At 74.6% G+C, this 13876-nt stretch carries 12 protein-coding genes and 1 pseudogene; 8 read left to right on the top strand and 5 right to left on the bottom strand.

All coding sequences use genetic code 11. The features are described from left to right. Window positions 1-962: 962 nt before the first annotated feature. From HNR08_RS02705 to HNR08_RS22570, 4 genes are read left to right on the top strand one after another with little or no spacing between them, the layout of a single operon-like run. Entirely contained in the window at window positions 963-2066 is a 1104-nt protein-coding gene (locus tag HNR08_RS02705) for a sugar ABC transporter substrate-binding protein (RefSeq protein ID WP_146837384.1), read from the top strand. A 4-nt stretch (window positions 2067-2070) separates the two neighbouring features. After that, entirely contained in the window at window positions 2071-3558 is a 1488-nt protein-coding gene (locus HNR08_RS02700) for a sugar ABC transporter ATP-binding protein (RefSeq protein ID WP_146837381.1), read from the top strand. Beyond that, a complete protein-coding gene (locus tag HNR08_RS02695; RefSeq protein ID WP_146837379.1) occupies window positions 3555-4571 on the top strand; it encodes an ABC transporter permease in 1017 nt (338 codons plus the stop codon). Before HNR08_RS02700 ends, HNR08_RS02695 begins: the two co-directional genes overlap by 4 nt. Before the next feature lie 10 nt (window positions 4572-4581). Continuing rightward, entirely contained in the window at window positions 4582-5817 is a 1236-nt protein-coding gene (locus tag HNR08_RS22570) for an LVIVD repeat-containing protein (RefSeq protein WP_221286300.1), read from the top strand. Window positions 5818-5842: 25 nt separating this feature from the next. On the opposite strand, the gene HNR08_RS02685 is transcribed toward HNR08_RS22570, so the two are convergent. Beyond that, a complete protein-coding gene (locus HNR08_RS02685; protein WP_146837376.1) occupies window positions 5843-6046 on the bottom strand; it encodes a hypothetical protein in 204 nt (67 codons plus the stop codon). A 70-nt stretch (window positions 6047-6116) separates the two neighbouring features. On the opposite strand from HNR08_RS02685, the gene HNR08_RS02680 reads away from it, so the two are divergent. Continuing rightward, entirely contained in the window at window positions 6117-6587 is a 471-nt protein-coding gene (locus HNR08_RS02680; RefSeq protein WP_146837374.1) for a MarR family winged helix-turn-helix transcriptional regulator, read from the top strand. Window positions 6588-6621: 34 nt separating this feature from the next. Here the strand turns inward: HNR08_RS02680 and HNR08_RS02675 are convergent, their stop codons facing one another. Beyond that, window positions 6622-7101 carry a MarR family winged helix-turn-helix transcriptional regulator gene (locus HNR08_RS02675; protein ID WP_146837371.1) on the bottom strand — a complete coding sequence of 160 codons (480 nt, stop codon included), beginning with the start codon at window positions 7099-7101 and terminating at the stop codon, window positions 6622-6624. Between the two features lie 96 nt (window positions 7102-7197). Here HNR08_RS02675 and HNR08_RS02670 point away from each other — a divergent pair, with 96 nt between their 5' ends. Then, window positions 7198-8136, top strand: a complete 939-nt coding sequence (locus HNR08_RS02670) for an LLM class flavin-dependent oxidoreductase (protein WP_146837368.1) — start codon at window positions 7198-7200, stop codon at window positions 8134-8136. Continuing rightward, entirely contained in the window at window positions 8133-10325 is a 2193-nt protein-coding gene (locus HNR08_RS02665) for an LLM class flavin-dependent oxidoreductase (RefSeq protein ID WP_146837364.1), read from the top strand. Before HNR08_RS02670 ends, HNR08_RS02665 begins: the two co-directional genes overlap by 4 nt. A gap of 466 nt (window positions 10326-10791) precedes the next feature. On the opposite strand, the gene HNR08_RS02660 is transcribed toward HNR08_RS02665, so the two are convergent. From HNR08_RS02660 to cmtR, 3 genes are all read right to left on the bottom strand, one after another. Beyond that, a complete protein-coding gene (locus tag HNR08_RS02660) occupies window positions 10792-11889 on the bottom strand; it encodes an FAD-binding protein (protein ID WP_221286299.1) in 1098 nt (365 codons plus the stop codon). 184 nt (window positions 11890-12073) lie between these two features. Further along, the gene (locus HNR08_RS02655) at window positions 12074-12676 is read right to left on the bottom strand and encodes a cadmium resistance transporter (protein WP_048695616.1); all 603 of its coding nucleotides are present in this window, start codon (window positions 12674-12676) and stop codon (window positions 12074-12076) included. Continuing rightward, window positions 12673-13032 (bottom strand): Cd(II)/Pb(II)-sensing metalloregulatory transcriptional regulator CmtR, encoded by a 360-nt coding sequence (gene cmtR, locus HNR08_RS02650; RefSeq protein ID WP_006590980.1) that lies wholly within the window; start codon window positions 13030-13032, stop codon window positions 12673-12675. The genes HNR08_RS02655 and cmtR overlap by 4 nt, the downstream gene beginning before the upstream one ends. A 154-nt stretch (window positions 13033-13186) precedes the next feature. On the opposite strand from cmtR, the pseudogene HNR08_RS21420 reads away from it, so the two are divergent. After that, window positions 13187-13809 (top strand): annotated as a pseudogene (locus HNR08_RS21420) (IS3 family transposase); the annotation flags it as partial. Between the last annotated feature and the right edge of the window lie 67 nt (window positions 13810-13876).

Below are 13876 nucleotides of genomic sequence, written 5' to 3'. Positions count from 1 at the left end.
CCCGACACGCCCGGCGAGTCGCGCCAGAACCCTCCACCCACGCGGGGTCCCGCCGCGCCCGCGGCCCTGGTCCGGCGGAGTGGAAGGTTCGGACGAACACGCCGCGGGCGTGTCCGCTCGAACCTTCCACTCCGCCCACACCGCGGGGCAGCCCCGGTCCGACCCGACCGGGCCCGACCCGGCCCGGCCCGACAGAGGAGCCGGCCCGCGCCCGTGAGTGGAGGGTTCTGCCCGACACGCCCGGCGAGTCGCGCCAGAACCCTCCACTCACGTGGGCCCCGACTCACCAGCGTGCCCCAGCCCGCCCAACCCCAGCCCGGCCCGGCGGCCCCGGCCCCCCGACCCCCTGACCCGCGGCCCCCGGGCCCCCGGGCCCCCGACCCCCCAATCCGGGCCCCCGGGCCCCCGGGCCCCCGACCCCCCAATCCGGGCCCCCGGGCCCCCGGGCCCCCGACCCCCCAATCCGGGCCCCCGGGCCCCCGGAACCCCGACCCCCCAATCCGGGCCCCCGGGCCCGACCTTCGGCCCCGGCCCCCGACCGCCCGCAGAGTGGAAGGTTCGGACGAACACGCCGCCGGCGTGTCCGCTCGAACCTTCCACTCCGCGAGGCGCAGGGGATGGGGACCCCCGGGACCCCGGGCTGCACCCCGTCCCGGGGCACCTTGTCTCAACAGGAGGAACGGGCGTCTCAGAACGTAGGAAATGCCCCATGATCGGCCGCGACGGCAGGGTGGGCATCCCCGGCCGCGACCGACTCGCCCCCAGGACGGATCCCGTGACCCGCACCCCGACCGGCCCCCGCCGTCCGGTGCACCGCCACGCCCCGGGTCGATGTCGCTGACGCCCGCGTCCCGCGCCCGCTGAGCGCGCCCCGGACGCACCCCCCGCACCGCCCGGCGCGCCGATCGCCGGACCCCCTCCCGCCGCGCGCCCCCCCGCGCGCCCCCTGATGGAGCAGCCGCATGTCCTCGTGGAAGAATCTCGCCGCCCTCGCCGTCCTCCCGGTGCTGGCCCTGACCGCCTGCGCGTCGGAGCAGCCCGCCGCGACGGCCCCGAGCGCGGGCGGCGCGACCGTCGCCGCCGGCTCGGACGCCGACATCCCGGAGGCGGTCGTCGACCCGCTCGACGTCGCCCTGGTCACCCGCATCACCACCGGCTCCTGGTACGAGACCTACGCCCGCGCGGTGCAGTCCCAGGTGGACGCGTTCGGCGGGTCGCTGCAGGTCTACGACTCGAACAACGACCTCGCGAAGATGGCGTCGAACGTCGACACCGCGGTGAACTCCGGCGCCGACGTGCTGCTCATCAACAACGGCACGGCCGAGGCGCTCGACGGCCCGGTGCAGGACGCGCTGGACGCGGGGATCACCGTGGTCACGTACGACTCGGACCTCACGCTGGACGGCATCACCCAGATCAACCAGGACGACGCCGCGCTCGCCGGCAACGGCCTGCAGCAGATCTCCGACGACTTCGACGGGGCCGCGGACATCGTGGTGCTGAGCGTCGCGGGCTACCCGCCGCTGGACCGCCGGTCGGAGGCCGTGGACGCGTTCCTCGCCGACCACCCGGAGTCCACCGAGGTCGCCCGTGCGGGCGTGGTGTCCGGCAACTCCGCCCTGGACACCCAGGCGCAGGTCGACGCGCTGCTCAAGCAGTACCCGGACCCGGGGCAGATCGACGCGATCTGGTCGCACTGGAACGAGTTCACCCGCGGGGCGTTCGCCGCGCTGGAGGCCGCCGGCCGCACCGACATCGCGGTGTACTCCGTCGACCTGACCGACCAGGAGCTGCCGTACTTCTGGAACGAGAAGGTCGACTTCGAGGCCGCCTCGGCCACGAACCCGTCGTCCATCGGCCAGGCGCAGGTCCGGCTCGCGTACGAGAAGGTGGCGGGCGAGGACGTCGAGGCGTCCGTGCAGGTCCCGCCGGCCCTCGTGACGAAGGCCGACCTGCCGGCGGAGGAGATCACCTTCGACCAGCTCGCCGACGTGGTGCCCGCGTGGTCCGCCTCCTCGCTGGAGTGGCCGGACTGGGTCGCCGCGCTGGAGAGCCAGAACGCCTGACGCCATGCCGCTCGAGCTCGTCGACATCACGCACGACTACGGGGACGGCCCGGTCCTGCACGACGTGTCGTTCGCCGTCCGCCCCGGGCAGGTGCACGCCCTGCTCGGGGTGAACGGCGCGGGCAAGAGCACCCTCGTCCACGTGGCCACCGGCGTCCTGCGGCCGACCGCCGGCCGCGTGGTGCTGGACGGCGCGCCGGCGCGGTTCGCGGGGCAGGGGGACGCGAACCGCGCAGGCGTCGCCCTGCTGTCGCAGGAGGTCGACCGGGCCCTCGTGGCGTCGATGACGGTGCACGAGAACCTCACGGTCGGCCTGCTGCGCGCCCGGGGTGCCCGCGGGTTCCGGCCCCGGGCCAACCGGGAGGAGGCGCGCGCGCTGCTCGCCCGGTACGGCGTCGACCTCGACGTCGACCGCCTGGTGCAGGACCTGTCGCTGTTCGAGAAGCAGGTGCTGTCGCTGGTCCGGGCCGTGGCGTCGGACGCGCGGTTCGTCGTCCTGGACGAGCCGACGTCCTCCTTCGACGTGCCGGAGACGGAGCGGTTCTACGCGATCGTCCGGGCGCTGCGGGACCGCGGCATCGGGCTGGTGTTCATCTCGCACCGCCTGGCCGAGGTGTTCGCGCTCGCGGACACCGTCACCGTGCTGCGCGGCGGCCGGACCGTGCTGGCCGCGCCGGCGTCGCAGACCACGCCCGAGCAGGTGGTGGCCGCGATGACCGGCGAGGTCGCGCACGGGACGCGGCGCTCCGAGCGCGCCGCGGCGCCCGCGCAGCCCGGGGTGCCCGAGCACGCCCTCGCCGTCACCGGCCTCGACCTCGGCCGCGGCCGGCGCCCGCTGGACCTCTCCGTCGCTGCGGGCGAGGTGGTCGTGGTGTTCGGCCAGCTCGGCACGGGCAAGTCGACCCTCGCCCGCACGCTGTTCGGCCTCGCGCGCCCGTACCGCGCCCGCGTCGGCGGCCGGGAGGTCCGGGTGTCCCGCCCCGAGCAGGCCGCGCGCCTCGGCGTCGGCCTGGTGCCCGAGGAGCGCCGCCGCGACGGCCTGTGGCTGGACGAGACCGTGCAGACCCACCTGTCGCTGCGGCTCCGCGGCCTGGTCCGGCACCGCGCCGAGGCCGCCCGCGCCCGCCGCCTGGTCGTCGACTACGACGTGCAGCCGCCGGCCCCGGAGCGCCTGGTGCGCCGGCTGTCGGGCGGCAACCAGCAGAAGGTGGCCGTCGCCAAGTGGGACGGCGCGGCCCGCCGCCTGCTCGTCCTCGACGAGCCGATGAAGGGCGTGGACGTCGCCGCGAAGGAGGCGCTGTTCCGGGCCGTCGAGCGCGCCGCCGACGCCGGGGCCGGCGTCCTGTACCTGACCGCCGAGCCGGACGACGCCCTGCGCATCGCGGACCGGATCGTCGTCCTGGACCGGTCCGGCGTCGCCCTGGACCGTCCCGCGCACGGGCTGGAGCCCGTCGACCTCATGCTCGCCGCAGAGAAAGCCGAGATCCCGTGACCCTCACCGCCGAGCCGCAGGCGCCCGCCCGCGCCGTCACCGGCAGCGCCGCCCGCGCGTTCGCCTACCGGTACGCCGCGGTGCTGGTCATCGTCGCCGTGGTCGTGTTCTTCTCCCTGGTGAACGACAACTTCCTCACCTACAAGAACCTCATCGACATCGTCCGCTCGGTGTCGGTCTCCGCGTTCCTCGCGCTCGGCGTGACGTTCTCGCTGGTGGTCAACGGGTTCGACGTGTCGATCGGCTCGGTGGCGTCGCTGGCGACGATCGGGGCCGCCGCGGCGATGGTCTACCACCGGCAGGAGCTGCTGGTCGCGCTGCTGGTTCCGCTCGCGCTCGGGGCGATCGTCGGGCTGGTGAACTCGTTCCTCATCGTGAAGCTGCGGCTGCCGGACCTGCTGGCGACCCTGGCGATGCTGTTCGTCGTCAACGGGGTCCAGCTCACGTACACGAACGGGTTCTCGATCTACCCGGGCGTGCAGACCCCCGACGGGCCGGCGCCCGGCATCGTCGTGCCGTCGTTCCTCGCCATCGGGCAGGGCGACGTGCTGGGCGTGCCGGTCGCGGTGCTGCTGCTGCTCGCCGTGGTCGTGGTGTCGCACCTGTTCCTCACCCGCACCACGACCGGCCGGCACATGGCGATGGTCGGCGGGAACGTCGAGGCGGCCCGGCACTTCGGCCTGCCGGTCGGACGGCTCATCACGCTGGCGTACGTCATCAGCGGCGTGCTGGCGGCGGTCGGCGGCATCGTGCTGACCGCCCGCATCGGCTCGGGCCAGGTGTCCGCCGGCGCCCCGATGCTCATGGACGCCGTGGCCGCCGCGTACGTCGGCTACGCGATCTTCGGGCAGAAGCGCCCGAGCGTCGTGGGGACCCTGCTGGGCGCGCTGCTGATCGGCATCCTGCTCAACGGCCTGACCATGATGAACGTCCCGTACTACGCGCAGGACATCGTGAAGGGCGGCGTGTTCGTCGTCGCGCTCGCGTTCGCGTTCCTGCGCAAGGACCGCTGAGGAGCGCCCCGTGACCACCCCCGACTTCGCGCAGGGCTTCACGTTCCTCGGGCACAGTGACCAGGGCGGCCGCCCCGACGGCTGCCAGGTGATGGTGCACCGCGGGCACGCGTACGTCGCGCACGCGTTCTCCGGCGGGTTCTCGGTGCTGGACGTGCGCGACCCCCGCGACCCGCGGCCGGTGGGCTTCGTCGCGGCGCCGCCCGGGACGTGGAGCGTGCACCTGCAGACCGCCGACGACCTGCTGCTGGTCGTCAACGCCAAGGACCTGTTCGCGGACACCGAGTTCCAGACCGAGGCGGACTACTACACCCGCTCGATCGGCACCCCGGCGCTGCAGGCGGCGCGCGGGTACGCCGCGGGCCTGCGGGTGTTCGACATCTCGGCGCCCGCCGAGCCGCGGGAGATCGCCTTCATGCCGGTCGAGGGCGTCGGCCTGCACCGGCTCTGGTACACCGGCGGGCGCTGGGCCTACGCGTCGGCGCTGCTCGACGGCTTCACGGACTACGTCCTGGTGACGATCGACCTGGCGGACCCGACCCGGCCGCAGATCGCCGGGCGCTGGTGGCTGCCCGGCATGCACGAGGCGGCGGGGGAGACCCCGACGTGGGACACCGGCCGCTGGCGGTACGCCCTTCACCACGCGATCGTGCACGGGGACACCGCGTACGCGTCCTGGCGGGACGGCGGCCTGACGATCCTCGACGTGTCCGACCGCTCCGCGCCGTCGCTGGTCGCCGCGCGGAACTGGTCCGACCCGTTCGGGGGTGGGACGCACACCGCCCTGCCGCTGCCCGGCCGGAACCTGCTGCTGGTCGCCGACGAGGGCGTGGCCGACAACGCCGCCGACGGCATCAAGCACACGTGGGTGTTCGACGTCCGCAACCCCGCCAACCCGGTGAGCATCGCGACCTTCCCGCAGCCCGCCGAGGACGACTTCGTCGCCAAGGGCGGGCACTTCGGGCCGCACAACCTGCACGAGAACCGGCCGGGGTCGTTCCAGAGCGAGGAGCTCGTCTTCGCGACGTACCAGAACGCCGGCGTCCGGGCCTTCGACCTGCGCGACCCGTACCGGCCGGAGCTCGTCGCCGGCTGGGTGCCGCCGGCCCCGGAGCGGATGGTCGACACCCGGCCGGGGCGGCCGCGGGTGATCCAGAGCTTCGACGTGTTCGTGGACGCCGAGGGCGTCGCGTACGTGACCGACTACAACGCGGGGCTGTACGTCCTGCAGTACGACGGTTCCTGAGCGCGGGGCCCCGCGGGGCGGGGCCTCAGACGACCGGGCGCTCGACCAGGTAGGACCGGCCGTCCGGACCGGTGACGCGCACGAACTCGGTGCGCAGGGCCTGGTCGCGCTCGCGGTCGGCCTCGGCGACCTCGCGGTCGGGGGCCAGCGGGTCCCCGACCTGCGCGGGGCCGAACACGCTGAGCAGCGCCGCCTCGCGCCTGTCGCCCGCCTTGCCGATGGTGCCCATCGCGCCGTCCTCCCGATCGGTTCGTGCCCTCATCATATGGCCCCTCACGAATCCTCGGTAGCATCGGGGTGTGACCGCCGCACCGGACGCCCCCGCCGACCCGGCCGGCGCCGACCCGCTCGCCGTCGAGGCGCAGGTCTGCCTCGCCGTGTCCGCGGCGTCCCGCGCGCTCGTCGCGTTCTACCGGCCGCTGCTCGAGCCGCTCGGGCTCACCCACCCGCAGTACCTCGCGATGCTCGCGCTCTGGCAGCACGGCGACCTCACGCTCAAGGCCCTCGCCGGGCTGCTGCACCTGGAGCCGGCCACGACGTCCCCGCTCGTGCGGCGCCTCGCGGCGATGGGGCTCGTCACGCGGGACCGGGACGGGGTGGACGAGCGGGCGCTCGCGATCCGGCTGACCGACGCCGGCCGGGCGGTGCGCGAGCAGGCGGTCGGGATCCCCGGGGCGATGGTCGCGGGCCTCGGGCTGGACCTGGCCGAGGTGGCGCGCATCCGCGAGGCGGCGGACCTGCTCCTGGCGGCCTGCACCCGCGAGGCCTGACGGCTCGGCGGTGGGCCGGGCCCGGTCGGGTGGGTCAGCGGGACAGGGCCTGCTCCACGACCGCGCACGGGTCGCCCGTGTCGCGGTACTCGCACGCCGCGCGGCGGAGCAGCACGCCGACCGTGCGGCGGTCGGCGGGGTCGAGCGCGCCGAACACCGCGTCCTCCGCGACGGCGACGCGGTGCTCGAGCTCGGCGAGCAGCGCCTCCGCGGCGGGGGTCGGCAGGACGCGGCGCTGCCGGCGGTCGACCTCGGCCACCTGCCGGCTGACCAGCCCCGCGCGCTCGAGGTCGTCGAGCAGGTACGTCATGACCGTGCGGTCGATGCCGAGGCTGGCGGCGAGCGCGGCCTGGCTGGGGTGCGCGCCGCGGACCACCTCGCGCAGCACGAGGAACCCCCGGAACTCGTGCGGCACGTCCGCGAGCGCCGAGGTCATCGCCCGCTCGTAGGCCCGCAGGAGCACGCCGAGCGACCAGCCGAGGTCGGAGGCCGGGTGCGCGTCCGTGGTGGTCATGTCCCGGAATGCTACGCGCCGACCCGCGGTTGAGCCAATCGTCTGCAACACATACGATCGGGCCTGCCGACGGGTACCGAGGGAGAGGCGCCACGCATGTCCGACTACGGCCACGATCTGCTGTTCGGGTCCTTCATCACGCCGACCAACGCCGCCCCCGAGCGCGTCGTCGGGCTGGCGCAGCTCTCGGAGCAGGCCGGCCTCGACCTCGCGACGTTCCAGGACCACCCGTACCAGCCGGGGTTCCTCGACACCTGGACGCTGCTGTCCTGGGTGGCCGCGCGCACCGAGCGCATCCGCCTGGCGCCGAACGTGGCGAACCTGCCGCTGCGCCCGCCCGCGGTGCTCGCGCGCTCGGTCGCCAGCCTGGACCTGCTGTCGGGCGGCCGGGTCGAGCTCGGGCTCGGCTCCGGCGCGTTCTGGGACGCGATCGAGGCGATGGGCGGCCGGCGGCTGACCCCCGGCCAGGGCGTCGACGCGCTGCGCGAGGCCATCGGCATCATCCGCGCGCTGTGGGACACCACCGACCGCACCCGCGTCGACCTGCCCGGCGAGCACTGGTCCGCGGTCGGCGCGAAGCGCGGCCCGGCCCCGGCGCACCCGGTCGGCATCTGGGTCGGCGCGTACAAGCCGCGGATGCTCCGGCTCACGGGCGAGCTCGCCGACGGCTGGCTCCCGTCGCTGTCCTACCTGCAGAGCCTGCAGGACCTCGACGACGCCAACGCCCGCATCGACGACGCCGCGCAGGCGGCCGGCCGCGCGCCCACCGCGGTGCGCCGGCTGCTCAACGTCGGCGGGCAGCTCGCCCCGCGCCCGACCGGGAACCTGCTCTCCGGGCCGCCGCAGCAGTGGGTCGAGGAGCTCGCGGTCCTCGCGCTCGAGCACGGGATCAGCGCGTTCATCGTCGGCGGGGACGACCCGACCCTGCTGGCGACGGTCGGCCAGGAGATCGCCCCGGCCGTCCGGGAGCTCGTCGCCGCCGAGCGCGGCACCCGCGGCACGGCGCCCGTCCCGGCCCCGGCGGCCCGCGCGTGACCGGCGACCTCGGGCACCCGCTGCAGGTCGGCGTCCTGCTGCCGGCCGACCCCGCCGACCCCGGCGCCCCGCTGCGGGCCGCGCGCCACGCCGAGCAGGCCGGGCTGGACCTCGCGGTCGTGCCGGGCGACGGGGCGCTCGACCCGTGGACCGTGCTCGCGCACGTCGCGTCCGGCACCACCGGGCTCGGGCTCGCGACGCGCGGCCTCGGCCTCGCGGACCGCGTCCCGGCGGTGCTCGCCCGGTCCGCCGCGAACCTCGACCAGCTCGCGGGCGGCCGGCTGTCGCTCGGTCTGTCGCCCGACCCGGCGCACGGCGACGAGGCGGTCGACGTGCTCGCGGAGGCCGTCGAGGTGCTGCGCGGGATGTGGGACGCCGCCGACCCCCGGCCGCTGGTGGTCGACGGCCGGCACGTCCGCGTCCCCGGGGCGCAGCGCGGGCCGGCCCCGGCGCACAACCTGCCGCTCTGGCTGGGCGCGGACCCGGGCGACCCGGCCGGCGCCCTCGCGCTCGCCGCCCGCGTCGCCGACGGCTGGTGGCTCTCCGGCGCCGCCGACGCCCCCGCCCACGTCCCCGCCCAGCAGCGCGTCCTCGACACCGCCCTCGCCGCCGCCGGCCGCGACCCGCGCGAGGTCCGCCGCGGCCTCGTCCTCCACCACCTCCCCGGCGCCGACGACCTCGCCGCCCTCGTCCTCGACCACGGCGTCGGCACCCTCGTCGTCGAGCCGCCGGACGACGCCGCCCTGGCCCGGTTCGCCGGCGAGGTCGTCCCTGCTGTGCGCGAGCGCGTCGCGGCCGCCCGCGCGGCCCGGGGCACCGTCGTCGGCACCGTGCGCAGCGCCGCGGTCCGCGCGGCCCGCCGCCCGGGCATCGACTACGACGCCATCCCCGCCGCCCTCGCCAGCACCGCGGTCGAGCCGGGGGACGCGGGGTACGCGGCCGTGCGGTCCACCTACCTGCGTGGCGGCCGGCCGGGCCTGGTCCTGCGGCCGACGAGCACCGCCGAGGTCGTCGAGGCGCTGGCGTTCGCCCGGTCCCAGGACGTGCCGCTCGCCATCCGGTCCGGCGGCCACGGCATCAGCGGCCGGTCCACCAACGACGGCGGCATCGTGCTGGACCTGTCCCGGATGCGCGCGATCGAGGTCCTCGACCACGCCACCCGGCGCGTGCGGATCGAGCCGGGCGCCCGCTGGGGCGACGTCGCCGAGGCCCTGCAGCCGCTGGGCTGGGCGCTGACCTCGGGCGACTCCGGGGGTGTCGGTGTCGGCGGGCTCGCGACGGCGGGTGGCATCGGCTTCCTGGTCCGGGAGCACGGGCTGACGCTGGACCACCTGCGCGCGGCCGAGGTCGTGCTGGCGGACGGGTCCGTCGTGCGGGTGAGCGACACCGAGCACCCCGACCTGTTCTGGGGCGTGCGCGGGGCGGGGGCGAACCTCGGCGTCGTCACGTCGTTCGAGTTCGAGGTGGACGAGGTCGGCGACGTCGGCTTCGCGCACCTGGTGTTCGACGCCTCCGACACCGAGCAGTTCCTCGTCGACTGGGGCGCCGCCGTCGAGGCCGCGCCGCGGGACACCACGGCGTTCCTCATCATGGGGCCTCCGCGCGGCGGGCTGGTCGCGGCGCAGGTGATGGCGATGGTGGACTCCGACGACCCGGACACGATCATCGCCCGGCTGCAGCCGTTCGCCCGGATCGCCCCGCTGCTCCAGCAGCAGGTCCAGGTGCTGCCCTACAGCGCGGTCGTCACGGCGCCCGAGGTCCAGCACACCTCCGAGGGCGAGCCGGTGACCCGCACCGCGATGGCCGAGCACCTGACGCCGGCGCTCGCGGCCGACGCAGCCCGGCTGGTCCGCAGCGGCGCGACGTCGTTCTTCCAGATCCGGGCCGCCGGCGGTGCGGTGCACGACGTGCCCGCCGACGCGACGGCGTACGCGCACCGGTCGGCGAACTTCAGCGTGCTGGCGTTCGGCGGCAGCCGGCGGCGGCTCGACGCGCTCTGGGACGCGATGGCGGAGCACTTCGACGGGCTGTACGTGTCCTTCGAGACCGACCCGCGCCCCGAGCGGCTGGCGGACGCGTGGCCGGGCGCGACGCTCGCGCGGCTACGGGACCTCAAGCGCCGGTACGACCCGCACGACGTGTTCCGGCACAACTTCTCGGTGGCCGAGCCGCCCGCCGTCGTCGTCTGACCTGCGCCGTGAGGACGACCCCGCGGTCCACGGCGTACGCCGGTCGTCGTACCGCAGGATCGTCCCGCCGGGCGATCCGCCGGGCGTGCCCGGTCGGCCACGATGGATCTCGTCAGCAGCCGCACCCCGTCAGGAGCAGATCGTGTCCGCACAGCTCTGGATCGTCGTCGCCGGCCTCGCGGCCGTGATCGCCGTCGTCGGTCTGGGCGAGGCGGTCCAGCGGCTGCGCGCGGGACGGCAGCGCGTCCAGCGATGAGGAGAGAGCCCGTGTCCGCACGCCCCTGGAAGATCGTCACCGCCGTCGCGGCCGCCGGAGCCGTCATCGCGCTGGGCCGCAAGCTCGCGGCGGACCGCCGCGCGGGCGAGAGCGACTGACCCCCATCGGGCCCGGCGCCCCCGGGAGGGCGGGCGGCGCCGGGCCGACGGCATCGACGGGGCGGGGAGCGATCCCCGCCCCGTCGGCGCGTCACCGGGCGCGGGCCATGTGCCGCGCGGCGCGCATCCCGAACACGGCGGCGGGGCCGATCGTGGAGCCCGGGCCGGGGTAGGTGCGGCCCATCACGGACGCCGAGTTGTTGCCCGCCGAGTACAGGCCGCCGATGACGGTGCCGTCCTCGCGGAGGGCCCGGCCGTCCACGTCGGTCAGCACGCCGCCCTTGGTCCCCAGGTCGCCGATGACGACCTGGAACGCGGTGAACGGCCCGCGCTCGATCGGCCCGAGGTTCGGGTTCGGGTGCACCAGCGGGTCGCCGTAGTACCGGTCGTAGGCGGAGTTGCCGCGGCCGAAGTCGCCGTCCACGCCGGACCGCGCGAAGCCGTTGAACCGCTGGACGGTCGCCCGGAACCGCGCCGGGTCGACGCCGATCTGCCGGCCGAGCTCGGCCAGGGTCGGGGCCTTCACGTACGTGCCGGCCTCGGCCATCGCCCTGGTCGCGCGGGGGTCGAGCGCGTAGTTCCGCAGGTAGCGGCGGGCGTGCCGCGCGTCGGCGACCAGCCAGTACGGGCCGTCCGGGTCGTGCTCCAGCATGTGGTGCCCGAGGTCGACGTAGGACTCCGACTCGTTGGCGAACCGCTCGCCGCGGGCGTCCACGAGGATCGAGTACGGCAGCGAGCGCTCCCCGACCAGGAACAGCGGGTCGCCGCCGGGGGCCGCGGCGATGGAGGCGCCCCACCAGGCGTCGTCCATGAGCTCGACCGCGGCGCCGGCCGCCTGCGCGATCTCGATCGGCCGGCCGAGGTTGCCGGGGTTGCCGGACGGGTCGCCGTCGATGCCGTGGAACTTCTGCCGCCACTGCTGGTTGTGGTCGAACCCGCCGCCCGCGAGCATGACGCCCCGGTGCGCCCGGATGGTGAGCGGCGTGCCGTCCCGGGTGATCCGCACGCCGACGACCCGGTCCTCCTCGAGGACCAGGGACTCCAGCGGGCTGTCGAGCCACAGCGGGACGCCCGCCTGCTGGACCACCGCGTCGAGGAACTGGGTCGCCAGCGCCGCGCCGATGCCGGCCAGCCGCTGCCCGCGCACGGCGGACCCGAGCGCCCGGAACACGAACCGCGCGCCGCGCACGAACCCGCCGGGCGTGGACCAGGCGCGCTCGAGCTGTGGCTTCGTTCGCTTGGTGGCGGGGTTTTTGCAGCGCTCCGTGGCGGTCTTGTTGCCGCGATCACGCAGGACTGGCTGCAGGTAGGTGTCGCGGTCTGAACCGAGAGGGGTGCGCCCGGTCGGGGCCGTTTGGATCGCTGCCGCTACGTCAGAGTCCGAAGGCTCCGCCGCTGACGAGGATCACGATGCCGAGGCCGATGAGAACGATGGGGAAGAGGATGTGCTCCCAGCGTTCGAGCACTTCGGCGATCGGGGGGCGGGTGGCGACGAACTTTGCCAGGGCCACCAGGACCGCGACGAGCGCGAGGAAGATGATGCAGTAGGCGACTACTGCGAGAGGTTCCACGCTGAGGAAGACAGGGGTGTAGACGCCGATGTTGTCGCCGCCGTTGGCAAGGGTGACGCCTGCGACTGTCCACACGCCGACCTTCTTGCCGGCAACCTTGACCTCGTCGTCATCGTCGTCATCGTCTCCGCGCCAGGCCTGCCATGCGGCCCAGAGGCCGAGGCCCAGAGGGATGAGACCGAAGTACGGGATGGCTGCCGAGGGCAGGAATGCTCCGGCACCGATAGTCACCAGGACCGCGGCACCGAGGATGCCGGCGAATCCGAGGTACTGGCCGGCCAGAATGCGGGCGGTAGTGCCGCGCTGGCCTGCCCCTCGCGCGAAGAAGAGGGAGAGCACGATGATGTCGTCGATGTTGGTCGCTGCGAACAGGCCCATCGCCTGCAAGACCGAGGTGAGGATCATGCGCCCTCCCCAGCTGCGTCGCATCCGGGAAGCGAGCAGGCGGGATCGATGCACGGGGCGTCTTCGTCCACTGCCAGGGTGGCATCGACCAGTGCCGTCAGCGCCTGCGCCAGGTGCGAATCGGCGATCTCATATCGTGTCCGACGACCCTCGGGCTCGGAGACGACGATCCCGCAATCGCGCAGGCATGCCAGGTGGTTGGACACGTTCGGGCGTGTCAGGTCCAGATCTCGGGCCAGTTCCGCCGGGTAAGCGGGATGGTCGAGCAGGGTCAAGATGATCCGGGATCGAGTGGGGTCGGCCAGTGCACGACCCAGGCGGTTCATCACGTCGAGACGCGAAGCAATAGTCAGCATGGACTGAACTATACAGCGCGCACTGAACACTCGGTCACAGGCGTCAGCCCAGATGGGTCTGCTGCACGGATAGGTGACAGCGGTGACCTGCCCTACGGTTCGGTTACCAGATGGGGTCTGGTGGTTCGGCTTCTCCAGAGAGAAGGTTCGAACCATGCCGAAGCCGTATCCACCGGAGTTCCGCGCCAGGGCGGTCGCGCTCGTGCGGGCAGGCAAGCCCGCCAGCACGGTCGCCGGTGACCTGGCAATCAGCGCGAGCTGCTTGCAGAACTGGCTGCGTCAGGACCGCATCGACCGCGGCGAGATCGAGGGAGTTCCGCGGGCCGAGAGCGCGGACCTGCGACGGGCGCGGGCACGCATCCGCGAGCTGGAACGCGAGGTCGAGATCCTGCGCGTCGCGTCGAACCTGCTCGGGAACGAGGCCCCGCACCCAAAAGGGTCCACCCGGTGATCGACACCCTCGTCGCCGCCGGGCACCCGGTCCTGACCTGCTGCCGTGTCCTGGGCGTCAGCAAGCCCGGCTACTACCGCTACCGCAACCGTGCCACGTCCCAGACCCAGCTACGCCGCCAGTGGCTCACGGGCCTCATCCGGGAGGTCCATGTCGCCTCGCGCGGCACCTACGGCTACCGGCGCGTGCACGCCGAACTGACCATGGCGATGGATGTGACGGTCTCCTCCCGACTGGTGTTCACCCTCATGCACGATGCCGGGATCTACGGGCTGCCGGGCCCCGCCAGGGTCAAACGGCTGCGCGGCGTCGTCACGGCCGGTGACGGGGCCTGACCCCGGTTCTTGGACACGCTGAATCCAGCAACGCGCTGGGGAAGCGAGATGATCCAGT

Source organism: Cellulomonas hominis (genome assembly GCF_014201095.1).
Lineage (GTDB): Bacteria > Actinomycetota > Actinomycetes > Actinomycetales > Cellulomonadaceae > Cellulomonas > Cellulomonas hominis.
Note: the sequence above shows the minus strand (reverse complement) of the source record. Positions and strands in the feature narration are given on the sequence as shown.